This window comes from Paenibacillus sp. FSL M8-0142, from assembly GCF_038597315.1.
Classification (GTDB): Bacteria; Bacillota; Bacilli; order Paenibacillales; family Paenibacillaceae; genus Paenibacillus_AQ; species Paenibacillus_AQ lactis.
In genome coordinates, this window is record NZ_CP152008.1 from 17,228 (window position 1) to 41,644 (window position 24,417).

At 51.4% G+C, this 24,417-nt stretch carries 28 protein-coding genes, 1 rRNA gene and 1 riboswitch; of the genes, 26 read left to right on the forward strand and 3 right to left on the reverse strand.

The window, feature by feature from the left end; all coding sequences use genetic code 11:
• Positions 1–52: 52 nt before the first annotated feature.
• Together rrf and NSQ46_RS00065 are read left to right on the forward strand one after the other, a co-directional pair.
• Positions 53–169, forward strand: a 5S ribosomal RNA gene (gene rrf, locus NSQ46_RS00060).
• Positions 170–535: 366 nt separating this feature from the next.
• Positions 536–973, forward strand: coding sequence for a hypothetical protein (locus NSQ46_RS00065; protein ID WP_007132848.1), 438 nt, complete (start codon positions 536–538; stop codon positions 971–973).
• A gap of 158 nt (positions 974–1,131) precedes the next feature.
• Here NSQ46_RS00065 and NSQ46_RS00070 read toward each other — a convergent pair whose 3' ends face one another.
• Positions 1,132–1,653, reverse strand: a complete 522-nt coding sequence (locus NSQ46_RS00070) for a hypothetical protein (protein ID WP_007132849.1) — start codon at positions 1,651–1,653, stop codon at positions 1,132–1,134.
• 233 nt (positions 1,654–1,886) lie between these two features.
• Between NSQ46_RS00070 and NSQ46_RS00075 the strand changes: the two genes are divergently transcribed.
• From NSQ46_RS00075 to rsmI, 11 genes are all read left to right on the forward strand, one after another.
• On the forward strand, positions 1,887–2,072 hold the full coding sequence (locus NSQ46_RS00075) for a sigma factor G inhibitor Gin (RefSeq protein ID WP_007132850.1): 186 nt from the start codon (positions 1,887–1,889) through the stop codon (positions 2,070–2,072).
• A gap of 162 nt (positions 2,073–2,234) precedes the next feature.
• On the forward strand, positions 2,235–3,965 hold the full coding sequence (locus tag NSQ46_RS00080) for an aminotransferase class I/II-fold pyridoxal phosphate-dependent enzyme (RefSeq protein ID WP_342575942.1): 1,731 nt from the start codon (positions 2,235–2,237) through the stop codon (positions 3,963–3,965).
• Between the two features lie 64 nt (positions 3,966–4,029).
• Positions 4,030–4,674 (forward strand): dTMP kinase, encoded by a 645-nt coding sequence (gene tmk, locus NSQ46_RS00085; RefSeq protein ID WP_028406031.1) that lies wholly within the window; start codon positions 4,030–4,032, stop codon positions 4,672–4,674.
• A 62-nt stretch (positions 4,675–4,736) separates the two neighbouring features.
• Entirely contained in the window at positions 4,737–5,066 is a 330-nt protein-coding gene (locus tag NSQ46_RS00090; protein ID WP_006207400.1) for a cyclic-di-AMP receptor, read from the forward strand.
• Between the two features lie 274 nt (positions 5,067–5,340).
• On the forward strand, positions 5,341–5,463 hold the full coding sequence (locus tag NSQ46_RS00095) for a hypothetical protein (protein WP_260985997.1): 123 nt from the start codon (positions 5,341–5,343) through the stop codon (positions 5,461–5,463).
• Positions 5,464–5,554: 91 nt separating this feature from the next.
• Positions 5,555–5,998, forward strand: a complete 444-nt coding sequence (locus NSQ46_RS00100) for a YaaR family protein (protein ID WP_007132853.1) — start codon at positions 5,555–5,557, stop codon at positions 5,996–5,998.
• Between the two features lie 204 nt (positions 5,999–6,202).
• On the forward strand, positions 6,203–7,189 hold the full coding sequence (holB, locus tag NSQ46_RS00105; RefSeq protein ID WP_144871843.1) for a DNA polymerase III subunit delta': 987 nt from the start codon (positions 6,203–6,205) through the stop codon (positions 7,187–7,189).
• A gap of 56 nt (positions 7,190–7,245) precedes the next feature.
• The gene (locus NSQ46_RS00110) at positions 7,246–8,046 is read left to right on the forward strand and encodes a stage 0 sporulation family protein (RefSeq protein ID WP_007132855.1); all 801 of its coding nucleotides are present in this window, start codon (positions 7,246–7,248) and stop codon (positions 8,044–8,046) included.
• Between the two features lie 32 nt (positions 8,047–8,078).
• Positions 8,079–8,450 carry a DNA replication initiation control protein YabA gene (yabA, locus tag NSQ46_RS00115; RefSeq protein ID WP_040740328.1) on the forward strand — a complete coding sequence of 124 codons (372 nt, stop codon included), beginning with the start codon at positions 8,079–8,081 and terminating at the stop codon, positions 8,448–8,450.
• A 173-nt stretch (positions 8,451–8,623) separates the two neighbouring features.
• On the forward strand, positions 8,624–9,388 hold the full coding sequence (locus NSQ46_RS00120) for a tRNA1(Val) (adenine(37)-N6)-methyltransferase (protein WP_007132857.1): 765 nt from the start codon (positions 8,624–8,626) through the stop codon (positions 9,386–9,388).
• Entirely contained in the window at positions 9,385–10,275 is an 891-nt protein-coding gene (gene rsmI, locus NSQ46_RS00125) for a 16S rRNA (cytidine(1402)-2'-O)-methyltransferase (protein ID WP_251537918.1), read from the forward strand. The genes NSQ46_RS00120 and rsmI overlap by 4 nt, the downstream gene beginning before the upstream one ends.
• A gap of 288 nt (positions 10,276–10,563) precedes the next feature.
• Here the strand turns inward: rsmI and NSQ46_RS00130 are convergent, their stop codons facing one another.
• Positions 10,564–10,818, reverse strand: a complete 255-nt coding sequence (locus NSQ46_RS00130) for an AbrB/MazE/SpoVT family DNA-binding domain-containing protein (RefSeq protein WP_006207408.1) — start codon at positions 10,816–10,818, stop codon at positions 10,564–10,566.
• Between the two features lie 322 nt (positions 10,819–11,140).
• Here NSQ46_RS00130 and NSQ46_RS00135 point away from each other — a divergent pair, with 322 nt between their 5' ends.
• The 13 genes from NSQ46_RS00135 to NSQ46_RS00195 all read left to right on the forward strand — a co-directional run bounded on the left by NSQ46_RS00135 (position 11,141) and on the right by NSQ46_RS00195 (position 24,060).
• Complete coding sequence (locus NSQ46_RS00135) at positions 11,141–12,430, forward strand: HD domain-containing protein (RefSeq protein WP_342576967.1); 1,290 nt, start codon at positions 11,141–11,143, stop codon at positions 12,428–12,430.
• Positions 12,431–12,590: 160 nt separating this feature from the next.
• Positions 12,591–13,358, forward strand: a complete 768-nt coding sequence (locus tag NSQ46_RS00140; protein WP_028406025.1) for a TatD family hydrolase — start codon at positions 12,591–12,593, stop codon at positions 13,356–13,358.
• Between the two features lie 211 nt (positions 13,359–13,569).
• A riboswitch (cyclic di-AMP (ydaO/yuaA leader) is annotated at positions 13,570–13,783 on the forward strand.
• A gap of 276 nt (positions 13,784–14,059) precedes the next feature.
• Complete coding sequence (locus NSQ46_RS00145) at positions 14,060–15,250, forward strand: 3D domain-containing protein (RefSeq protein WP_144871837.1); 1,191 nt, start codon at positions 14,060–14,062, stop codon at positions 15,248–15,250.
• Positions 15,251–15,477: 227 nt separating this feature from the next.
• Complete coding sequence (rnmV, locus tag NSQ46_RS00150) at positions 15,478–16,026, forward strand: ribonuclease M5 (RefSeq protein ID WP_028406023.1); 549 nt, start codon at positions 15,478–15,480, stop codon at positions 16,024–16,026.
• A 1-nt stretch (position 16,027) separates the two neighbouring features.
• Positions 16,028–16,912 (forward strand): 16S rRNA (adenine(1518)-N(6)/adenine(1519)-N(6))-dimethyltransferase RsmA, encoded by an 885-nt coding sequence (gene rsmA / locus NSQ46_RS00155; protein ID WP_340898072.1) that lies wholly within the window; start codon positions 16,028–16,030, stop codon positions 16,910–16,912.
• 136 nt (positions 16,913–17,048) lie between these two features.
• Positions 17,049–17,945, forward strand: coding sequence for a sporulation peptidase YabG (gene yabG, locus NSQ46_RS00160; protein WP_251537916.1), 897 nt, complete (start codon positions 17,049–17,051; stop codon positions 17,943–17,945).
• A 305-nt stretch (positions 17,946–18,250) separates the two neighbouring features.
• Positions 18,251–18,526 (forward strand): Veg family protein, encoded by a 276-nt coding sequence (locus NSQ46_RS00165; RefSeq protein WP_007132865.1) that lies wholly within the window; start codon positions 18,251–18,253, stop codon positions 18,524–18,526.
• Positions 18,527–18,900: 374 nt separating this feature from the next.
• Positions 18,901–19,083, forward strand: a complete 183-nt coding sequence (locus NSQ46_RS00170) for a small, acid-soluble spore protein, alpha/beta type (RefSeq protein ID WP_028406020.1) — start codon at positions 18,901–18,903, stop codon at positions 19,081–19,083.
• Positions 19,084–19,259: 176 nt separating this feature from the next.
• Positions 19,260–20,123 (forward strand): 4-(cytidine 5'-diphospho)-2-C-methyl-D-erythritol kinase, encoded by an 864-nt coding sequence (gene ispE / locus NSQ46_RS00175; RefSeq protein ID WP_007132867.1) that lies wholly within the window; start codon positions 19,260–19,262, stop codon positions 20,121–20,123.
• 101 nt (positions 20,124–20,224) lie between these two features.
• The gene (gene purR, locus NSQ46_RS00180) at positions 20,225–21,052 is read left to right on the forward strand and encodes a pur operon repressor (protein WP_007132868.1); all 828 of its coding nucleotides are present in this window, start codon (positions 20,225–20,227) and stop codon (positions 21,050–21,052) included.
• Positions 21,053–21,237: 185 nt separating this feature from the next.
• Complete coding sequence (gene spoVG / locus NSQ46_RS00185) at positions 21,238–21,522, forward strand: septation regulator SpoVG (protein ID WP_006207419.1); 285 nt, start codon at positions 21,238–21,240, stop codon at positions 21,520–21,522.
• A 110-nt stretch (positions 21,523–21,632) separates the two neighbouring features.
• A complete protein-coding gene (glmU, locus tag NSQ46_RS00190) occupies positions 21,633–23,027 on the forward strand; it encodes a bifunctional UDP-N-acetylglucosamine diphosphorylase/glucosamine-1-phosphate N-acetyltransferase GlmU (RefSeq protein WP_007132869.1) in 1,395 nt (464 codons plus the stop codon).
• Positions 23,028–23,106: 79 nt separating this feature from the next.
• The gene (locus NSQ46_RS00195; protein WP_007132870.1) at positions 23,107–24,060 is read left to right on the forward strand and encodes a ribose-phosphate diphosphokinase; all 954 of its coding nucleotides are present in this window, start codon (positions 23,107–23,109) and stop codon (positions 24,058–24,060) included.
• 153 nt (positions 24,061–24,213) lie between these two features.
• On the opposite strand, the gene NSQ46_RS00200 is transcribed toward NSQ46_RS00195, so the two are convergent.
• Positions 24,214–24,414, reverse strand: coding sequence for a hypothetical protein (locus NSQ46_RS00200; protein WP_007132871.1), 201 nt, complete (start codon positions 24,412–24,414; stop codon positions 24,214–24,216).
• Between the last annotated feature and the right edge of the window lie 3 nt (positions 24,415–24,417).

The window sequence follows — 24,417 nt, forward strand, 5'->3', positions numbered from 1 at the left end:
GATATTTTGCTGGTGAGCAATCATTGAAGCAAAGTGCAGCGCAAAAATCACGTTTGGTGGCGATGGCGGAAGGGTTCCACGCGTTCCCATACCGAACACGACCGTTAAGCCTTCCAGCGCCGATGGTACTTGGACCGAAGGGTCCCGGGAGAGTAGGACGCCGCCAAGCGAACAACCACTGTCGATGTAATCGATGGTGGTTTTTATTTTTGTTACCGAACCTATTCCTGTATCCTGGCCAGCGTGTTAGTGATAACAGTACATTAGACTGCGTGCGGTTGTTCAGCCCCTTCCAGCTGTCAACGCCCTTAAAGCTGTTATATAACATGACGATTACTTTGACATAAACAGATGAAGATTTTGTTACCGTTACACTACAGAAAATCAGTATAATAGAATTAGTCATTCGTGGGTAGTTCATTACCGATTTATGCAGGCCATAGGTAGTAAGGCCTGATTGGGGAGGTTCTCCATTAACCAAGCAACCTTGAATACTCAACTGGAGACGGTTATTGTGGAGGAAAGGAGGACAATCATGTTGCGTAGAAAAGGCCTGCATGTTGCAGAAATCATATGCGCGGGTACGATTTTATTAATCGGATCGGGTTGCGGGGCATCCGCAGAACCAAGCTGGAAGTCCTTTGACGGTGCGGCCAATGTAAAGTCGTTCCCCGTCCCGAAAGAAGCCAATAAAACGGAACAAACAACGGGCAATAGCGACTTGGACTATGTACGCTATGCTCTTCCTGGTTTGAAAGAAGACGAAAATATTCCGGAGCCCTATTTGAAAGAAATCGAGTCCTGGGGCTGGACGCAGAAGGAAGTGGAGGAAAACGGCTCTTCCTTGGTTTTTGAAAAAGGAAAGAACATCGTCCATCTTACGGTTCATGACGGTTATTTGATCATTACGGTTCCCACTCAAATGAAGAAACAAGTGATTCAAGGCTTGGAAGGTAATAAAACGAATAAATAAAGACCTCATTCGGCTTCGGAATGAGGTCTTTATTTATGTATGCGCGATTTCTTAAATGTTTAGGGCTGAGAGCAGCTCTTATATTTCTCGTAGAAGCCTATTCAAACAATCACAGAATGGACGAGCGGATCCGATCCCTTCATGATATACGGGCCCGTTCATTGCCTGTAATAGGCGATGTCCTGATCGTTCAGCTTGATCATGCCATCCTTCGGCAGGGAAGCGAACCGCATTAGAATGGTGAATCGGGGCAGAAGAAGCCACACATGCCAAAAAACAAGCGAGGCCGTAAACGGAATCGGCAACCACAGGGCCATGATGACACATAGGGAAAGTCCGACGAATCCCGTGTATATATGCACTTTGCTAAATATACGGCGGCTGATGTGCTGTTCCGGCGTGTATCCCAGCCAAGGAAGCTTAACCCGGAAACGCCATCGTTTTCGGTAATCAGGGCCGAGCAGCAGGAGCGTGGTATGCCCGATGACATACTGAATCCATAGGATGACAGGGAAGGCGATCAAGAAATACAACAGGATGTACGGGGACAACGTCCATATCCCGGCTGCTGCAGCGATTAAGGGCAGAATCAAGTAAGGAATGAGCAGTGGTTTGGATACTTGGATTTTTTTAATAAGCCGGTATTGATAAAAGGTGGCTTGACCGTGTGGTTCTGCCATGGCGCGATGCCGTCCCCCTTTTCATAGATCAACATTCGATAGATCGGCCGAAAATCGGCGTTTATGATATTTATCGGACAAATTCATATTTTTATTAAGCGAAAAAAATGCGGTACAGACACCGGGCATTCGTGGGACACATATCATAAAGCGTACAAAGATATCCTATGAAAAGGTTTAAAATAATAGAAACTGTGTCATACTAATAGTAAAAGGATCAAGGTGGGATGGCAATGGAAGAGCTGACCGAACGCGTCTGTATTATATGCAACCAGTCGAAGACGGAAGGCATTACGATTTTATCGCAATTCGTTTGCGAGGAATGCGAATCGGAAATCGTGCATACCAGTGCGGAGGATGCCAAATATCATTTTTTTATCCGGCAGTTAAAGCAGATTGCGATGCCTAAGAATGCATAGAAGGAACGCGTATAGGGCCTTAGCGATAGGCCTTTTTTTGTTGGGCAAGGGAATAAGGGAATAAGGGAATAAGGGAATAAGGGAATGTGGGCATTAACCGTAGGCGAAGGTTTCAATATACGTTAAAATAGGTTAGAGAATGGAATCTGAAGGGATATGTCGATGACTACACATAAAGATCGTGCTCCGCTCATGGAGGCATTAACACAATATCGGCTTCGTGGAGCCTCATCGTTTCATGTGCCCGGTCATAAGAACGGTAGAGCCTATGGTTTGGACTCGAAATATGCTGAGATACTGCAGGCAGCGATGCAGATCGATGTGACGGAAATTACCGGGACAGACGATTTATTTCACCCGGATGGTGTGATTCGGGAAGCGCAGGAGCTGGCGGCAGACTGCTTTGGTGCGGAGGAGAGTTATTTTCTTGTCGGAGGCAGCACGAGCGGAAATGTTGCGCTTATTCTGACGGTATGCGAGGAGCCCGGCGATATCATTCTGGTGCAGCGGAACGTACATAAATCGGTGCTCCATGGTCTGATGCTGGCCGGAGCGCGGGCGGTATTTCTTCAGCCGGGAATGGACGAGCCTAGCGGGCTTGCCGTCGCCCCTTCGCCAGAAACGCTGAGGAAGGCGCTGGCGGCCTATCCCGGGGCTAAGGCAGCCTTGATCACGATGCCGAATTACTACGGGATGGGAAGCGATATTACGCCGCTAGCGGACTTATGCCATGATCATGGGATTCCGCTGCTGGTGGACGAAGCGCATGGCGCTCACTATGGGCAGCATCCGCAGCTGCCAGCCAGTGCGCTCTCCTGTGGGGCGGACGGCGTAGTTCAATCCACGCACAAAATGCTGGCTGCCATGACGATGGGGGCGATGCTGCATGTGCAGGGTGAGCGGATCAACCGGCGTCTATTACGCCAGCGGCTGGCAATGGTGCAGAGCTCCAGCCCTTCTTACCCCATCATGGCATCGCTTGACCTGGCGCGGCACCTGCTGCATACGCAGGGCGCAGGCGCCTTCACGGCGGGGCTCGCCGCCGTGGACGCCTTCCGGCGCGGCCTCGCGAAGCTGCCGCGCTTCGGGCTGCTGCAGCCGCCGCAGCCCGGGAGCTCCGCCGCTGGCACGGCCGCGGCTGGCGGACAAGCGCCGCCGCAGGCTGAAGCGGCGGCCTATACCCGCCAGGACCCGTTCAAGGCGGTCATTTATGACCGCACCGGGGCCCTGAGCGGCTACGCACTGCAGCGCGCGCTGGAGGAGCGCGGCTGTGTGCCGGAGATGAGCGACGAGCAGCGCGTCGTCTTGCTGTTCACGCTCGGCTCGACGCTCGAAGATAGCAATCACGTCTTATGGGCACTTGTGCATATTGTAGAGCAAGAGGAGACGTCCTCGAAGAAACCGCACATAGCTGGGGAAGCCCCAAAAGGGAAGCCGGCGCAGTCCAAGGAAGAGCTGATTCGGATGCTGAAGGGGCGGGGAGATTTCATGAAGCATTATGAGCCGGGCGCCCGGACCGATGCCGCCCTCGGCACGAGTGACAACCTGTTGTTACAAGAAGTATGCTCCCAATCCAATGTTTCCACGTGGAACAATTGGGACATGGAAGCTCCGTATTCCCATCCGATCCGCTTCTCGTTGAAGCCTATGGATGAGGGGCGTATCGAGCCGATGCCAGTAGAGCTTTGCGCAGGGAGGACGGCGGCCGAGATGGTGATTCCGTATCCCCCAGGGATTCCGATCCTCTATCCCGGTGAGGTCATCACAGAGGGGATGGCGCGGAGATTGGCCGATTTAAGAGATGCGGGAGCGAAATGCCAAGGCATCGCAGATTCATCCCTGGCTACAATCGTCGTATTTAGACGGGAGGGGGCGGCTCTCCCAGTAGATTGAGCCTCCGCCTCGCGAAAAGCAACCCATGTACCACTTAACATATTTTTATGAAAGCAGGATCATTATGAATAATCGCAGACCACTATTTATCACACTTGAAGGAGGGGATGGGTCCGGCAAAACAACGATGATGGGCAGGCTGGCCGCTTATATGCAGGGCCGCTCGATTCCCTATCTGATTACCAGGGAGCCCGGGGGGATCGAGATCGCGGAGAAGATCCGCTCCATTATTCTCGACCCGCAGCATACTTCCATGGATGCCCGGACGGAGGCACTGCTGTATGCCGCTGCCCGCCGACAGCATCTGGTGGAGAAGGTAGAACCGGCACTGAGGGAAGGAGTGACCGTACTGTGCGACCGGTTTGTCGACAGCAGCCTGGTGTACCAAGGGTATGCCCGCGGCCTCGGCATGGAGGAGGTATGGAGCATTAACCGATTTGCGGTTGAAGGCCGAATGCCTGACCTCACGCTGCTGTTCGATATCGAACCGGAGATCGGGATGTCCAGAATCGAGGCCAATGCCGAGCGGGAAAAGAACCGTCTTGACATGGAAAGCATGGCATTTCACGGCAAGGTTAGGGAAGGCTATATGCTTGTGGCGGAAAACAACAAGGAAAGAATCCGAATTGTAGATGCTTCCAAAACGCCGGATCAGGTGGAGCGCGAGATGATCAAATACGTAGAAGACGCGATATTAAAGGATTTTTGAGGTTGTTTGTCAAATAATAGTGTTAGGGCGAAAATGCCCAAAATTAATAAGGAGGGTTTACCATGAAATTGATTGTTGCGATTGTGCAGGATAAGGATAGCAACCGTCTTTCCGCCGCATTGGTCAAAGCCAATTTCCGGGCCACGAAGCTTGCGAGCACGGGCGGTTTCTTGAAGGCGGGGAATACCACCTTTATGATCGGGGTAGACGATTCACAGGTCGAAAGCGTGCTTAGCGTCATCCGCACAAGCTGCAAGGTTCGCGAGCAGCTGGTCACACCGGTAACCCCTATGAGTGGCACGACCGACTCGTATCTGCCGCTTCCGGTCGAGGTTCAGGTGGGCGGCGCTACCGTGTTTGTGCTTCCAGTAGAAAGATTCGAGCATTTCTAAGAATAGATCCACGACATTTTGCGGATTGCAAGTAACGGATGTTTTTATTGGGATATGGGAACGTCTCCGACAAAATGGAGAAGCACAGCCATGCTGCCAGTCTGAATTCCTTCTGTATCATAATAAAAATAGTTACCGTAAATCGCAGAATAATGGAATAGGGACGCCTGTTAGAGGCGGGTTCATTGTGATAGAAGCGGTCAGCGCCCCGATACCTGTTAAATCAAGGTAAATGGCTTGACAAGTTGACCGATTCAAGGTACGTTCACGTCAGGTGCTGGCGCTGATCCTGCTTGAAATGAAGCAAGGCATGACGCAAGCGGGGCTGCAGGGGGCAGGTTGGTTCTTATGGCGAAGCATGGGAATGGCCGACCCGAAGCGTCTCATTTGCGATTAAAATGCATGCCGGGGCAAGCATGCATGAATAGAGTTTCCTACGGCGCCTCCGTTTGCAACGGGGGCTTCAAATCTAAAGGCGGTGTATTCGGATGAAGATCAATCCGGGCTTTCGGCCCTTGAATAGTGGAATTCCTGCCCCCGATAACAGCAGCAGACCGGTCCAGCAGCGATCGTTCTCGGATATGATGCAGCAGCAAGGGGAACGGGCTACGCATGAGGAGCTGAGCCGCCAAATGCGTGAGATTGCGCTCCAGGGTGACCGATTAGCCAAATCGATGACCGTTCGGGAGCTTAAAGCGTATAAATTGATGGTTCGGCGTTTCCTGGAGGAGACGGTCCGGCGCGGGGTGAAAATGAAGGAAACCCGAGGCTGGGACCGGCGGGGACGCGGCAAGCGATATAATGTGATCGATGAGATCGATTCGGCGCTGCTTGAGATGGCCGATGAACTGCTGGATACCGAGCAGGGAAGGATCGATCTGCTGAATAAGGTCGGGGAAATCCGCGGTATGCTGATTAATCTCGTATTTTAACGGCTTAAGGAGCATTTGTCCGCATGGGATTGGGATGCCCCTGGGCCAACTTTTTAAGTTCGTAGGCTTGATGATCTTTTGGGTTCATAGGTTTAATGGTTATTTAGCATTATGGCATTATGGCTTTGTTATTAGATTTTATTTATGCAGCAGGTTCATAAGATGATAGAGAACGAAGTGAATGAAGCAGGAAAGAGAGGACTTATGTCTTTTAATCATATTATAGGCCAGGAGGCGGCCAAGCAGCTGCTGCAAAACGCTCTGCGCAAGAACGCGGTCAGCCATGCCTATCTGTTCAGCGGGCCGGCTGGCGCCGGACAGCTGCAGACGGCGCTTGTGTTTGCCAAGGCATTGTTTTGTACGGAGCTTGAGGATGATGCCTGCGGACAATGTCTGGAATGCCGGAAGGTCGAGCACGGCAACCACCCGGATTTGACGATGATTGAGCCGGATGGCGCCAGCATCAAGATCGATCAGATCCGCGAATTGCAGCGCATCTTCTCATACCGCTCCGAGAACCGCAATCCGAAGGTGTACATTATCGACCATGCGGAGAAAATGACGACCCAGGCTGCCAACAGCCTTCTCAAATTTCTGGAGGAGCCGCAATCGCCTGCGGTAGCCATCCTTATTGCGGAGAATGGACAAGCGCTGCTGCCGACCATTCAATCGAGGGTCCAGACGGTGCCGTTCCGCTCGCTTTCTCCGCAGATGATGGAGCAGGCGCTGGTAGGGGAAGGATACCCGGCAGCCCTCGTGCGCTGTGCCGTTCACCTGGCTTCAGGACTTGACGGATGCAGGAAAATATTGAATGAGAATTGGTTTGCAGAAATTAGAAACGTAGTGTTACAATTAGGGAAGGAGTCTTTGAACCGAACCGGCCCCGCGATGATTACCGCGAGCCAGAAAGTGTTCAAAACCGAACTCTCCGATCATCTGGACGTTCTGTTCAGTTTGTTTCATTTATGGTTTAAGGACATGATTCATGTTCTGTACGGAAGGAAAGAGTCTCTCGTTTTCATAGATCAGGCGGAGTATATCTCTGGTCATGCGTCAGCCCGCAGCACAGCACAGTGGGTGTCCTATATGGATTTGGCCGCAGAGTGTCAGAAGAAGTTACGCTATAATGTCAATGGACAGCTCTGTGTAGAGCAGCTATTGATGGGTTTGGGCGGTAACACTCCGGCGTGAGCACACCCCCAGGCCCGAAGGATGGCCAATATGTACAGGCACAAGGGGGTTTATTTTTGTACAGTGTAGTGGGTGTCCGCTTTAAGAAAGCGGGCAAAATATATTACTTCGATCCGCTGGATCTACCCGTAGAGAAGGAGCAATCCGTCATTGTGGAGACGGCCCGGGGGATTGAGTATGGTCAAGTTGTGATAGGAAAGAAGGAGGTAGGTGAAGCTGACGTTGTTCTTCCACTGAAGAAGGTCATTCGCATCGCCGGCGACTCGGATGCCCGTGTGGTTGAGGAGAACAAGCAGGCTGCGAAGGATGCATTCACCACCTGTTTAAATAAAATTCGGGACCACGGACTGAAAATGAAGCTGGTCGATGTAGAATTTACTTTCGACCGGAACAAAATCATTTTCTACTTCACGGCCGAAGGCCGCGTGGATTTCCGAGAGCTGGTGAAGGACCTGGCCAGCATCTTCCGGACCCGAATCGAGCTTCGTCAGATCGGAGTCCGGGACGAAGCCAAAATGCTGGGCGGCCTTGGACCTTGCGGTCGCGTACTGTGCTGTTCCTCATGGCTTGGTGATTTTGAGCCGGTATCCATTAAGATGGCGAAGGATCAGAGCTTATCGCTCAATCCGACCAAGATTTCCGGGCTATGCGGAAGATTGATGTGCTGCCTGAAATTTGAGCATGATAATTATGAAAGCGTGAAAGAGGAGCTTCCATCCGTTGGGAAGCTGGTCGTGACCTCGCTTGGAGAAGGCAAGGTTGTCGGTATCAATGCGGATAAGCGGACGGTGCATGTTCAGCTGTTTGAAATCGGGAAGGTCAAGGAACTGCCGATGGACGACGTGGTCATTAAATAGTCCAATAGAATGTTTATTTTCGGGGTGTAGACTTGGAGAAGAAAAACATTTTTGTGCTCATTCAAGAGTTGGAAACACAGATGGGACATATACACAGTGAACTGGGTGGACTCAAGCTGGTCATCAAGGAACTGCTGGAAGAGAACCATCGCCTCAGTCTTGAAAATGAACAGCTCCGGAAAATATTAAAAAGGGAAGTCAATCCGGCGGAATTGGAACACCCGGTAGCCTCGATGCCTCAGCCTCGTGCCGAGCAGGAGGATCAGGAGGAAGATGTGGTCGGGGAAGGATACGACAACCTGGCCCGTCTCTATCACGAAGGCTTTCACATCTGCAATGTGTACTATGGACATTTGCGTACGGAAGGGGATTGCCTGTTCTGCTTGTCATTTTTGAATAAATAAGAAGCCGTAGGGATATTGCCTACGGTTTTTTTCTAGCATTTGAAGGTTATACTGTAAGGGATCCTCAGGCTCCTTTCATTAGGTGAACACCGCGAATAAAATTATGAGCACGAAGGGATCGGAGTCTCAATCCCGACACGTGCCCCTAACTATCAAGCCAAAGGGTTGAAACTATGAAATTGAAGGACGTACATTTACATCCATCCGAGCGGATTGATGATCTGCTGACGCATGAGCTCGGAATCATCCAAAGCGAGGAGGTGTTCAGCTTCTCTATGGATGCGGTGCTGCTCGCACGGTTTGCCAGCATCCCGCGGAGAGGGAAGATTCTCGATATGTGCACCGGGAATGGAGTGATTCCTATTCTCTTGTCCACACGGACAGGCGCACCGATCGAAGGGATCGAAATTCAGCCGAGACTGGCCGATATGGCAAGACGAAGCGTCTATATGAATGATCTTGAGCACCAAATCACGATCCGGGAAGGCGACTTGAGAGAGCTGTACAAGGAGACGGGATATGGCGCATACGACGTGATCACGGTGAATCCTCCATATATGCCGATGAACGGCAGCGACATCAAGCTGAATCCGCATCAAGCCATTGCCAGACATGAGATTCATTGTACGCTGGAGGAAGTGATTGCTTCCTGCTCCAGGCTGCTTCGTCAAGGCGGGAAAATGAGCATGGTGCACAAGCCGCTGCGACTGGCCGAGATTATAACGCTTATGAGTAAATACCGGATTGAGCCGAAGGTGATCCGTTTTGTTCACCCCCGTGCCCATCTGGAAGCCAATATGGTGCTGATCGAGGGCATACGGGACGGGAAGCCCGAGGTTCGCCTACGGCCGCCGCTCATCGTTTATGACGAGCAGGGGAAATACTGCGCCGAATTTATGGACATATATTATGGAACGAATGAGGATGATCAAGCATGAGGATATCATTGCAGCGAAGCTTTGAATCGCCAGGCGCAGGGAGCACCGGATCGCTATTTTTGGTTGCGACCCCGATTGGCAATTTGGAGGATATGACCTACCGGGCGGTACGCGTTCTTAAGGAATGCGATATCATTGCGGCGGAGGATACAAGACAGAGCAGGAAACTGCTTACGCATTTTGAAATTCCATCCAAGCCATTGTTTAGTTATCATGAGCATAATAAGGCGGCAAGCGGCCCTGAAATTATACGATATATAATAGAAGGAAAAAATGTAGCGCTCGTGAGCGATGCCGGTCTGCCGGCGATTTCCGACCCTGGCGCCGACCTCGTGGCACTGGCGATTGAAGCCGGTATATCGGTCATTCCCGTTCCCGGAGCAAATGCCGCGTTATCGGCGTTAATCGCATCGGGCCTGCCAACCGAACGGTTTACGTTTATCGGATTTTTGCCCAGGGAACGCAAAGACATTGTGGCACAGTTAAACGCGCTGCAATCGGCCCAGGGAACGCTGATCTTCTATGAATCCCCGCATCGCATCAAGAAGACCTTAGAGCTAATGAAGGAGGTTCTGGGGGATCGAAAGATTACGCTGGCCCGGGAGCTCACCAAGCGCTATGAGGAATTTGCCCGTGGAACCGTGGAAGCATGCCTATCTTGGCTTGAGGAGCATCCGCCTCTTGGCGAGTACTGCGTTGTGGTGGAGGGCAGAAACCCCGAGGATGAGCGGATGGAGCTGAATGCCTGGTGGCAGGAGCTTTCCTTAGAGGAGCATGTCGGCAGATATGAGCAGGAGGGATTGAGCCGTAAGGAGGCCATGAAGAAAACAGCGGCAGACCGCGGCGTATCGAAGCGGGATATCTATAATGCGCTGCTGGAGGATTAATTATAGTGGCCTGCTGCGCAAGTGACGAAGAGGTGGTCCCCGCAGCCTGCCGAAGTCAACAACTGGTACGGGGCACATTTAATCTGAACTAGGCCGTCTCTGACGAACAATATCATTTTCCTCATGATCGCGGTGAGGATTTACATAGCGTTATGCCGACCGCGGGAAATTGCGCATAAAAAAAGACCTTCCTGCGGCCGGGTTCATAGCCGAGGAAGGCACCAAGGAGATATGAAAAAGGTTAGAATTAACAAAATGTGATTGTGTACCTATTATATACTAATATCTTTAATTTGTCACAGGTGTAGGGATTTCCGAGATACATTCATGGCAAACGATTTTACCTTTGAAGTACGTAACGTTCTCAGCATTGCCGCAGAAGATGCACGCAGGCTCATACTTCTTCAGCATGATGCGTTCACCGTCCACATAAATTTCAAGAGCGTCCTTCTCGCCAATGCCGAGTGTACGGCGCAGTTCGATTGGAATAACGACCCGTCCAAGCTCATCGACTTTCCTTACAATTCCTGTTGATTTCATCATAACTTATTAATGCCCCTCTCGCCATAATTTAAAAAAGTCATAATTCGACATAGTTCTATTTTTTATGTTATTTATAGTACCAACGATTCCCAAAACAGTCAACCTATATTTTTGAGATTTCGGAACCTATTTACGAAAATATAGTGAAATAAACCGCTGTCCTACAACGAAGTTACCATTTTTGAACCAAAAAACGCTTCACTTTTCAATATGTCGATTTGGAAAGCGCCAAATTACCTAATTCGACATTGTTCGACATTAGATGTCAAAAGAAGTGAAAATAGTCCAAGTCCTAAATTTATGACTTAAGGAGTGATTTATGATGCGCCTGCCAATCTCAGAGGAAAAAGTGTTTAAAGATCCGGTTCATAATTATATTCATGTACAGGATGATATTATCTGGCGGTTAATCGACACGCCGGAATTTCAGCGGCTTCGCCGGGTCAGGCAGCTGGGCACGTCCTATCTGACGTTTCATGGCGCAGAGCACAGCCGATTCTCCCATTCCTTGGGTGTCTATGAAATTACAAGAAGAATCATCTCGCAATTCGAGCGAAAAGGATACTCCGATTGGCCTGCGGAAGAGAGACAAGTGGCCCTATGTGCAGCGCTCTTGCATGATCTCGGGCACGGACCATTTTCCCATTCTATAGAAGAGGCGTTTCAGATGAACCACGAGGATTGGACATGCCGGATCTTGCTCGGCGATACGTGCGTGAACAAGGTGCTCCTGGAGCTGGGGGAGGACTTCCCGGAGCGGGTCGCTTCCGTCATCCGCAAGACGTATGACAAACCGATCGTGATGAATCTGGTGACGAGTCCGCTGGATGCGGACCGAATGGATTATTTGCTGCGCGATGCCTATTACACCGGCGTCAATTACGGGACGATCGACATCGACCGGATTCTGCGGATGCTGCGGCCGCATCGGGACCGGATCGTTGTGAAGGAATCGGGGATGCATGCCGTAGAGGATTATCTCATGTCCAGATATCAAATGTACTGGCAGGTGTATTTCCACCCGGTAACAAGAAGCTCGGAAATCATACTGCGCCAGATTTTCCGCCGGGCGAAGGAGCTCTATGAAGCAGGGTATGCGTTTCAGTTCATGATCGAACCGCTGCCAGCTCTGTTTGAAGGCCGCTTGACCGTTCAGCAGTATCTGCGGCTGGATGAGGCGCTCATTCAAACGGCGTTTCTGCAATGGACGGCCGAGCAAGACCAGCTCCTTAGCGAATTATGCGGCCGATTCATCCATCGGAAGCTCTATAAATATATAGAAATCGACACCGGCAACCCGGAGACAATCGACGCCATCCGCCAGGCGTTTCGGGAGGCGGGTCTTGATCCCGCATATGATGTGGAGATTGATTTTCCGACCGATCTTCCTTATGATAAGTTTCATTCGGGCATGCCGCTGAACGAGAAGCAAATTCTGCTGCTGGACCGGCATGACCAGCTTCGGGAAATTTCCGAGGTGTCCGATATCGTGCGCTCCATTAGCGGGATCCATAAGGGCCGGAATTATCTATATTACCCGGAGGAGAGGGTAGAGCCGCTGCTTGACCGGATGCCGGCCGAAGTTGCGGATTTATTTCGCAGGCAGGGATGAGTCCGTTATATTCGATGGACCATGGGCTTGGATCATGGATGGACCTGGTTCAAGGCCGGACGCACGAGGCATTGATAATGGACAACCATAGAACGGAATGATAAAGATTGTGCCGGATAAGATACGATCAAGGATCGACAAGAAAGGAGTGGGAGAGAACATGCTGTTCGACACACACACCCATCTGGATGCTCCCCAATTCGACGAGGACCGGGACGAGACGATTGCCCGGGCGCTTGAAGCTGGTGTTAGCCGGATGATCAATATCGGATTTAATCGCGAGACGATTCCGACCACAATGGAATTGGCGGAGACATATGATTTTATATATGCGGCGGTAGGCTGGCATCCCGTGGATGCGATCACGATGGAGGAGGGCGACCTGGAATGGATCGCTTCGCTCTGCAGTCATGAGAAAGTCGTTGCGATCGGAGAGATCGGCCTCGATTATCATTGGGATACGTCTCCGAAGGAGGTGCAGCACCGGGTGCTTCGCAGCCAAATCGGACTGGCCCGGGAGCTCCATATGCCGATTGTAATTCATAACCGTGATGCGCATGAGGATATCGTGAAGATTTTGAAGGAAGAGAAGGCTCATGAGGTTGGCGGCGTGATGCATTCGTTCTCGGGCAGCTGGGAAACGGCCAAGTTATGCCTGGATATGGGCTTTCATATTTCGTTCGGCGGGCCGATTACGTTCAAAAATGCCAAGCAGCCGAAAGAGGTTCTGGCCAAGGTTCCACTCGATCGTCTGCTCATTGAAACGGACTCGCCTTACCTGACTCCACACCCCTTCCGAGGGAAGCGAAATGAGTCCGCTTATGTGAAATTGGTGGCCGAGACGGCAGCCGAAATTCGGGGCATGTCCTTCGATGAACTGGTCCAAATTACCACTAAAAATGCTCTGGAACGATTTGGTATTTCGTGAAAACGGGAGCAAAAGCGATGAAATAGTGAGGAATTGCGATTAATTAAAGTTTTTTAACCTGAAAAGACGATTGTTTTACAATTTTTTAACCATTTACATCAAAAAATGTGCTTGATTGTTCCTTTACAACCTGCATGGAAACAGGATATCATCTTTTCAGTGATAAGAAGCTGCAAGTTTGCAAAGCTGAAACTTCAGCGATCATATTTCATGAACCGTCTCGCTTAATCTCCGAAGTCTGGGGAACGGGGGAACCGATACTGCCGTGCATGGTAAACTGTCGTGCACGAGCCGTATATGATTTCTTTATCGGGTCTTTGGGGTGAATGTGAAGGTCCTCGCCATGAGCGGGCGACCGGATCTAGGGCGTCTCTCTTACGTCCGAACCCGACAGCTAACTCCGTAAGCGAAGTAAGAGGGGAATTCTCGTGCATACCATTTCCATGATTTCAATCATCAGGAAGCCACGTTAGAGCCTCTAGTACTCTTTCACGCTGGCTTCTTTTATTTTTGAATATTGGAGAAGGTGTCGTCATACTGTTGGTAAACAGGAGGTGATTCCTAGTGGTGAACGGGAAGACGGGGATTGACGCAGGGCGTTAGATAGATAGCAGCACGCCTTGCGAGAATAACTGCTATAGTCACGTCAAAGGCATTCATGCGTTACCTAAGACGGCGGGACTATGAAGGAGGATGGAATAGTGGGCATTTTTCAACCTGAAGAAACCCATGAATCACAATCATCCAGCATGTCTTACGCATTGCGATGGAAGCATGAGAATTTGCGTCAATTGATGATGCTCGGCGCCATGGGGGCTGTTACGGTATCACTTCTCGTATCGCTGGTTATCCATGATCAATCGGGCAAGCAAGTTCAAATTGTGGTCGATGGCCGCGTAACCACGGTAGAAACCAGAGGATCGTTGCTTCAGGAATTGCTGGATGAGCAAGCGATCACGCTGAATCCGCAGGATCAGGTCTCGATGCCTTTAAACGGGACGATCCAGGATGGGGACCGGATTATCATTGACCGTGCAATCCCAGTTAAAGTAACAGTAGGGGGCACCACCAAAACCATATTCACGACCCAGGACACGGTCGATAGTGTACTCAAAGAAGCTGGCATTACGATCAAGGGTGAAGATATAGTAAAGCCGTCACAGGACACCAAGCTTACCAGTGATATGGACATTCAAATCGTTCGGGTTACGAAGCAGACCGTATCGGAGAAGGAGAACCGCGAGTTCCGCGTCATCAAGACTGCGGATCCGTCGCTGGAGCGCGGTGATAACCGTGTCATTCAGCGGGGCGAGCCGGGCGTTCTCGTTCATCACTACGAGAAGGTGTACCATAACGGCAAGCTCGTATCCAAGACGAAGGTCTCGCAAGAGGTCGAGCGTAAGACGAAGGACAAAATTATTGCCGTAGGCACGAAGAAGGTAGAGAAGCCTGTCGTGCTTCAAGCGGCAGCGACTCCGAATGTGAAGTCTGCCCCAGCGAAGCTTACGGGCACTAGAAAGGTGTCCACCGCCAAAGCGACGGAGAATAACGTCATCTCCAGAGCGGGTGTTGATTTCAAATACCAGAAAGTGCTGAATAATGTTTCAATGACCGCATATTCCGCTGAGCAGGCGGGAATCGGAACCCGCACGGCTTCCGGAACACGGGTAACCGAGGGCCGGACGATTGCAGTTGATCCGAGCATCATTCCGATCGGCTGGTGGGTGTACATCGAAGGCATTGGCTTCCGCCGTGCAGAGGATACCGGCGGAGCGATTAAGGGACATAAAATTGATGTGTATTACGATTCGCTGAAAGCGGCCATGAACTTTGGCCGGAAATCGGGGCGCACCGTTTATGTGATCGGTCCCGTAAAGCCTGATTTGAACTAATGAATCCCAATTTCTAATGACATTGCCATTCTAATGCTAACGAATTTAGCTTATAATAGATCATAATGAAGAAGAGGAGAAACTCCTCTTCTTTTGTTTTGCGGCGTATTGGTCGCATTTTGGGGCCATCATGTAAAAAATACGCCGTATGGTTTGAGCCGATGCCAATTCAAGGAGAACGGTCGGACAGGCGGTATGTGTCCTTTTGGGAAGGAAGAGAGAACGTTATGATCCGAGAAGTAATTGTGGTTGAAGGCAGGGACGATACGGTAGCGATCAAGCGTGCGGTGGATGCCGACACGATCGAGACCGGCGGCTCTGCTATTAATAAGCATACGCTGCGCCGTATTGCCCTCGCGAAGGAGCGCAGGGGGGTTATTATCCTGACAGACCCCGATCATGCAGGGGAACGGATTCGCAAGATCATCGACCGTCATGTCCCCGGCTGCAAGCATGCCTTCATACCGGAGGCGGATGCGACGCGCAAGGGCGATATCGGAGTCGAGAACGCATCTCCGGAGGCTATACGTCATGCCCTGGATCGCGTCCACACCTCATTTGAGGGGGCGGAGAGTCAGATCAGCCTGGAGGATATGATCGATGCGGGGCTGACGGCTCATCCGGAGGCTGCAGCCCGGAGAATGTTCATGGGAAATGTCCTGGGTATCGGGTATTGCAACTCCAAGCAGTTCCATAAACGTATGGCGATGTTTCAAATATCGCGTGAAGAGTTTCTGGCGGCGCTTGCGCAGCTGGAAGAGGGAGGCCAAAGCTGATATGAACCGGATGGAAGATATATCGACACCTAGACGCACGAAGGAGATCATTGCCCGCCATGGCTTTTCCTTTAAGAAGAGCCTGGGACAGAATTTTCTGATCGACCAGAATATTTTGGGCAAGATTGTGGAGGCGGCCGGCCTTGATAAAGAGAAAGGTGCGCTTGAGATCGGTCCCGGCATCGGGGCGTTAACAGAGAAGCTGGCTCAGATGGCCGGAGCCGTTACCGCAGTAGAGATCGATCAGCGCCTGATTCCGATTCTTAAGGAAGTGCTGGAGCCTTACGATAACGTTAAAGTTCATCATGGAGATGTCCTTAAGGTGGATCTGCACGAGCTGTTCCGCCAGGATTTCGCGGAGGTGGGGAAGGTAAGCGTTGTCGCCAATCTGCCGTATTACGTGACGACCCCTATTCTGATGAAGCTGCTGGAAGAGAAGCTGCCGCTGGAGAATATTGTGGTCATGATTCAGAAAGAGGTCGCCGAGCGGATGGCCGCAGCGCCGGGAAGCAAGGATTACGGAAGCCTCAGCATTGCAGTTCAATATTACAGCGAGCCGAAGCTCGTCTGCATCGTTCCGCATACCGTGTTCATCCCGCAGCCCAATGTGGAATCGGCCGTCATTCGGCTCGCGGTAAGGGAGGAGCCTCCGGTTTCGGTTGAGGATGAGTCCTTTTTCTTCGAGGTGGTTCAAGCCTCATTCGCCCAGCGGCGAAAGACGATTGCCAACAACCTGAAGAGCCGGTTCTTCGCCGATGAAGGACGCGAGCGGCTGGAGCAGCTGCTGGAGGAAGCGGGGCTCGATCCGAAGCGCAGGGGAGAGACGCTGAGCATCGAGGAGTACGCACGGCTGAGCAATGTCCTGTTTGAGGCGGGGATTCGTTAGAAACGGAACGAAGTGTGGTCTGGTCATGGCTTTAGGATATTCAATCAGGTCAAGGCAAGCCGCCTGAGGGAAAATTGCCGCCATGACGAACCAATGGCTCCATTAGCCCATACCATAGGGTAGGGGTGATGTTGTGATGAACTTGGGAGACTTGGTCGTTCGTAAATCCTACGGCGGCGATGTAACGTTCCGGGTAGAAGGATTGCGGCATAATCTTATCGTCATCAAAGGCACGGAATTCCGGCTGCTGGCCGACGCTCCCGCCGATGACCTGATCCAGGTACCGCATCCCGCCGTAAGCGAGCGAACGAAGCAGGCACAGATTAAGGCGAATGAGACGCTGGAGAGCCTGCAGAAGCGCCGACAGGAAGAAAGTGAGCGGCAGCTGAAGAGCCTTAGGAATAACGGCGGCCCGCAGGCTGCTAAAGGATATTTCGACGTTCCGGGCAAGGTCCTGCATCTGGACGGGGATCCCCAGTATCTGAAGAAGAGCATGGCGCTTTATAACCAGCTTCGGGTCCCTGCGGAAGGCCATTATGTGAATGAATCGGCGATGGCCGATACGTTGTATCGGCTCCTTCCGCGGGTTCGACCCGATATCGTCGTGATTACAGGTCATGACGGGGTTCTTAAGCGAAGACAGCCGTATGATTTATACAGTCTGGACAGCTACAAAAATTCGCATAACTTCGTATCGGCGATCCAGGTGGCCCGGCAATATGAGCGGAACCTGGATACCTTGGTTATCGTGGCTGGAGCATGCCAGTCGCATTTTGAAGCGCTGCTGCAGGCAGGAGCCAATTTTGCGAGCTCGCCGGGCAGAATTCTCATCCATGCCCTAGACCCGGTCTATGTGGCCGCCAAGACCGCCTATACGTCGGTTCGGGAAACGGTCAACCTCAACGATGTAATCCACCATACAATCAGCGGCAGTCAAGGCGTAGGCGGAATTGAGACCAGGGGCAGCTACAGGATCGGCCTGCCGAGCCTCCAGGATCTGTCGACATTGAAAGTAACACCTTCCGTCAGCTAAGCGGTGCTTTGTTCGGCGAGGCATTCGAATGCGAAGACGCAAGGATGATGAAGAACCGAATATAGGCTGAGAAAACCCCGGTGCCCGGGGTTTTTTACTTTGTTCTTTACGGTGAAGAAAATTGTCAAATATCATACATAAAGCTTGTCGATTTAGCGCATATTAATGCAAATGGAAATGAGATTTGCCGGGCTAAAAAAAATACATTGACAACGTATTTTTGATGCTGATATAATTAATGTTTTTGATTTGACAAAATGCTGGAAGTTCGGTATAATGGACAAGGAAAGAGGTGGTCGTCGACAATGGCTAAAAATGCGCTGTTGGAAATCAAACGCAGTCTCGATGCCCATTTAGGGCAAAAAATTACGCTTCGGGCTAACGGTGGCCGCCGTAAGACCGTCGAGCGTACTGGTGTTTTGGAAGAAACGTACCCTTCTGTTTTCATTGTTAAGCTGGATCAAGACCAGCAGACCTTTAAACGCGTGTCTTACAGTTATGCCGATATTCTGACCGAAACCGTGGAAATCATGGTGACCGGCGATGACAACCAGATGCGAATCACCTATATCAAGTCATAACGACATGACGATATGTCACGAGAGAACAGCCTTCGTTAGCGGAGGCTGTTTTTGTTTTCCCTGGAGGGTTCCGGGTCATGCAGGGATCATGGGGCGTATATCTGCCTTATAGAGCAGGGGGGCCGAGACAGGCCCTTTTGCCGCCCGGCTTTCGCATAATCAGGAGAGGATGCCATCGACAGCCTGGAATGAGAGGAGATCCGGGTACGCATACTAACCGGGAGCGGATCTTCTGCAGCGAACAAACTTCCGGTGCCTGGGCAGAGGGATGATGCGAGCTGATTCGAAGATGTCCGGTGGACCGAGGCTTGCTCGCTGAGGATGCGCTCGTCACTGCCGTTATGATCACGAAATCATCCAAGGAGGCGTTTAGGATGGGCCGGAGAAGACGCAGTATCATGTCAGAGCAGCTCAAGACTGAATTGGCAAAAGAGCTTGGATTCTACGATACGGTGGAGAAGGAAGGCTGGGGCGGCATTCGCGCGAAGGACGCCGGCAATATGGTAAAACGCGCGATTGAGCTTGCGGAGCGGGCTGCCAAGAAATCCGATCTCTAATCTGTTCGTAAGTGAATGCGGCAAGCAGCCCTCCGGTGACGGAGGGCTCTCTGTTCAGATTGTAAACCGGGTCCATGACTTCGAAGCCCGAGTTTGTTAAGATAGAGGCAATAGAAGTTTTTCTCTGGATATGGTAAGTTCATGCATAGGGAAAAGCTAAGGATAGGTGAACGTTCTTGAAAATATACGAAAAAGCACCGGCCAAAATCAACCTGATGCTGGATGTGCTCCATAAGCGCCCGGATGGGTTCCATGAGGTGGAAATGGTCATGACCATGATTGACCTTGCCGACCGGCTCGAAATGTCGGAGCAGAAGCGGGACACCATCATCATAACGTCCCAGGCGGGTTACATCCCTCTGGACGAGAAGAATTTGGCCTTTCAGGCAGCAAGACTCATTAAAGAGCGCTACGACGTGCGGAAAGGTGTACATATCCACCTCGACAAAAAAATTCCGGTAGCAGCGGGACTGGCAGGAGGCAGCAGCGATGCGGCGGCGACCTTGCGGGGACTAAACCGCCTCTGGGGGTTGAATATCCCGAAAGAGGAGCTGCTTAAGCTTGGAGCTGAGCTCGGCTCCGATGTGCCCTTCTGCGTGAGCGGCGGAACCGCCCTGGCTACCGGGCGAGGCGAGGTGCTGAAGCCGATCCCGAGTCCGCCTCAGTGCTGGGTAATCGTGGCGAAGCCGCCGATCAACGTATCGACGGCAGAGGTATACGGACGACTGCGCAGTGATCAAATCCAGGCGCACCCGTCGGCGGAGCGGATGATCGGGGCGCTTGAGCAGGGCAGCTTCCACCAGATGTGCAAAGAGCTCGGAAACGTGCTGGAGGAGGTTACCTTGAAGATGCATCCGGAGGTTCAGCAGCTGAAGGAAGGCATGCTGAAGCTGGGCGCGGATGGCGCGCTAATGTCCGGCAGCGGCCCGACGGTCTTCGGTCTGGTATCCAGGGAGTCTAAAGTCGCCCGCATTTATAACGGCCTTCGGGGATTCTGCAAAGAGGTTTATGCGGTCCGTCTGCTAACCGGAAATGCATAAAATGGACACGGCTTCGGGGAAGAATTTCAATCTGAGTTGTATAAATACGTACAAAGATGTTATATTTAACATATAATATTCGGATTTAGCGAGGAATCCCAGTGAAAAAATTAAAACGAAGCGAACGATTGGTCGATATGACCCAATATTTACTATCTGAACCGCATACGTTGATTCCCTTGACGACGTTCGCCGAGCGTTATAGTGCGGCCAAGTCGTCCATTAGCGAGGACTTGGCGATCATTAAGGACGTATTTGAGAACGAGGGGCTTGGAGAGCTCCAGACGCTCGCCGGCGCCGCAGGAGGCGTACGATACATTCCGAAGCTGCGCAGAGACCACGCCCTCGCTTTTGCCGAGGAGCTGTGCAGGCAGCTGCAGCAGTCCGACCGGATTCTGCCGGGAGGCTATCTCTACATGTCCGATCTGCTCGGTCAGCCATCGCTTATGAACGAAGCGGGCAAAATTATTGCCACCGCGTTCTCCGACCGGGAGATCGACGTGGTGATGACCGTGGAAACGAAGGGCATTCCGCTCGCTTATGCGACCGCGGCACAGCTTAACCTGCCGGTCGTACTAGTCCGCCGGGACCATCAAGTAACGGAAGGATCGGCCGTAAGCATCAACTATGTTTCCGGCTCCCATAAAAGCATCCATACGATGTCGCTGTCCCGCCGGGCACTCAAGGAGCGCTCCCGCGTCCTTATCGTGGATGATTTCATGAAGGCCGGAGGCACCATTCAGGGAATGGTCGACTTGCTTGGAGAATTTAATGCCGAAGTCGCAGGTGTGGGCGTATTGGTGGAGTCAGGGGCAGTAGAGAACGAGGAGAGGCTTCTTCAGGACTATATATCGCTAGCCCGATTGAGCGACGTGGATGCCAAAACCAAAATGATTACCGTGAATCCTGGAAATTATTTCGAGAAATAACATTGCATTTTTTGTCGATATAATAGCGTTTCCATCCGAATGGGCACGAAGTCTGTCGAAAATATCACATTCTAAAAAAAATTCCTGATTTTAGGACATTTTATAGGACAAAAAAGAAGGATTTCGTGTTTGCTGTGTGGAATTATACTACCCAAGTCTCTGATGGAAAAAGGTGGTGAACACATATGCAAATTACGGATGTCAGACTCCGCCGTGTTAACTCTGAGGGGAGAATGAAGGCAATCGCATCCATTACCATCGATAATGAATTTGTCGTTCACGACATTCGCGTCATCGACGGAAACAATGGAATGTTTGTCGCAATGCCGAGCAAACGCACTCCGGACGGAGAATTCCGCGATATTGCCCATCCCATTTCTTCGGGTACCCGCGAGAAGATTCAATCGGCTGTCCTGGCCGAGTATGAGCGTGCGGCTACAGAAGAAGAAGTGATTGAAGAAGGCGCTTAAGATTTACAATTGGGGTTCAAGGAAAAGAGAGCCATATTTGTGGCTCTCTTTTCTTTTTTTGTAGAATGAGATATATTCAGTAGTGAGTTCAAGAGGAGGAGGCATGGCCCTTGAAAAGATTTGCTATTGTGCTCGCCGCTGGGCAGGGCAAACGTATGAAATCCAAACTATATAAAGTGCTGCATCCTGTTTGTGGCAAGCCGATGGTAGGACATGTACTGCAGACAGTACAGCAGGTGAACTGTGAGCGCAGCGTTGTGGTGGTTGGACATGGCGCTGAAGCCGTTCGCACGTACCTGCAGGACGCAGCGGAATATGTTTTACAGGAGCAGCAGCTCGGAACGGGCCACGCTGTGAAGCAAGCCAAGGATCTTCTTGGCGGGGAAGAAGGCTCGACGATCGTGATTTGCGGGGACACTCCGCTTGTGACGTCAAGCACCCTGGAAAATTTGCTGAAACTGCATGAAAGTAATAATGCGGCAGCAACGGTATTGACGGCGCATATGGATAACCCGAAGGGCTACGGCCGGGTCATCCGCGGCGGAGATGACAGCGTGCAGCGGATCGTGGAGCAGAAGGACTGCAGCCCTGCAGAGGATGCGGTCACTGAGATTAATACCGGTACCTATTGTTTTGATAATAAAAAGCTATTTGCTGCACTGGAAAAAGTGACGAACCAGAACGCGCAGCAGGAATATTATCTGACCGATTGCATCGGCATCCTGAAGGAAGCCGGCGAAACCGTGCTTGCTTATCAGACCGATGATTACGCGGAGTCGATCGGCGTCAATGACCGGCTGGCCCTCTCCGAAGCCGAAGGCTTCATGCGGGAGCGCATTAACCGTATGCATATGCTGAACGGGGTTACGATCATCGATCCGGCGTCGACGTATATCGGTGCAGATGTGACCATCGGAGCGGATACGGTGCTGTATCCGGGAACGGTGCTGAAGGGCAATACCGTCATTGGGGAGAACTGCGTAATCGGACCGAATTCGGATATTGAGGATTCTGTCATCGCGGACGGTGCCAGCGTCAAGCAATCGGTGCTGAGCAAGGCAGAAGTCGGAGCACGCACATCGGTAGGCCCGTTTGCTTATCTTCGTCCGGGGGCCAAGCTCGGTGAGGACGTGAAGGTTGGCGACTTTGTCGAGGTGAAGAATGCAACGATCGACAATGGCTCGAAAGTGTCGCATCTTAGCTATGTCGGCGACGCCAAGGTCGGGAAAAACGTCAATATCGGCTGCGGTGCGATTACGGTCAACTATGATGGTTATAATAAGTCCGTTACCGAAATCGAGGACGACGCATTTATCGGCAGCAATGTCAATTTGATTGCGCCGGTTAAAGTCGGCAAAGGCGCGTTTGTGGTTGCCGGCTCGACCATTACCCAGTCGGTTGACGAGAATGATCTGGCCATCGCAAGACAGCGTCAGGAGAACAAGCCGGGTTATGCGGAGAAGATCCGGGCGCGCGCTAAAGCCAAGAAGAACAGGGAATCGTAATACGCCGGCTTCCTGAATTGACGTGAAGCGGTGATCGGATAGCCTAATTCAACGAACCAGCACGGAGGGTTTTTATTCTATGACTTATCTTGATTCTAAATTAAAAATATTTACGTGTAATTCCAATCCAAAGCTCGCCCATCAAATTGCCGACTATATCGGCATTCCGATGGGAGAATCGCTTACGACCAGCTTTAGCGACGGCGAAATTCAAGTGAAGCTCTCCGAAAGCGTGCGGGGCTGCCATGTCTACGTTGTGCAGTCCACATGCCTTCCGGTGAATGATAACTTGATGGAGCTGCTGGTTATGGTGGATGCGCTCAAGCGGGCATCGGCAAAGAGCATCAACGTGGTCATCCCGTATTACGGATATGCCCGTCAAGACCGCAAGGCTCGTTCGCGTGATCCGATCACCGCCAAGTTGGTGGCGAACCTGATTGAGAAAGCCGGCGCTCACCGCGTCATTACGATGGACCTGCATGCGATGCAGATCCAGGGATTTTTCGATATTCCGGTGGATCATTTGCTCGGTGTTCCGATTCTTGCCCAATATTTCCGTTCGAAGCAAATCGAGAATCCTGTCGTCGTGTCCCCGGACCATGGCGGCGTCGTACGCGCAAGGAAGCTTGCTGATTTCCTGAACGCCCCGCTGGCTATTATCGATAAGCGGCGGCCGGAGCCGAACGTCAGCGAAGTGATGAACATCATCGGACATATCGAAGGCAAGACCGCGATTCTGATCGACGATATCATCGATACTGCCGGCACAATCGTACTCGGCGCCAATGCGCTGATGGAAGGCGGCGTGAAGGAAGTGTATGCTTGCTGTACGCATCCGGTGCTGTCCGGTCCTGCCCATGAACGCTTGGAAAACTCGCCGCTGAAGGAAGTTGTTGTGACGGATACCATTCCAATCACACATCCGAATCCGAGCAGCAAGCTGACCGTGCTGTCTGTTGCTCCGCTCATGGGAGAAGCGATTATCCGGGTACACGAGGAATTATCCATCAGTAAATTGTTTGAAATAGAATAACAAACCTGGCCGTAAGGGTTACATCTTCTGCTTGCAGGAAATGTAGCCCTTGCCTGCTATCCTGACCTCATGGATATTACGCATAGCGGGAAAGTAACCGTTTTCAAAATGCGATGTTCTAAAGAATTTACCCCAAGTTCATGGCAGGTGTCATCAATATCCAGGTCTTGAAATAAAGGTAAACGTATTGCGGTTATAGACCGTTCCCTCCAGCTCGACAAAATAAGCGTCGACGGCGGTGATCAGGCCTACGTCGACATGACACCCGAGCTCGTAGACTTGAACGGGAATGCCATGCTTCATATGGTATTGAAAATGGCTGTGATGCGTCAATTTCTGTTCATAATCTCTCAAAAC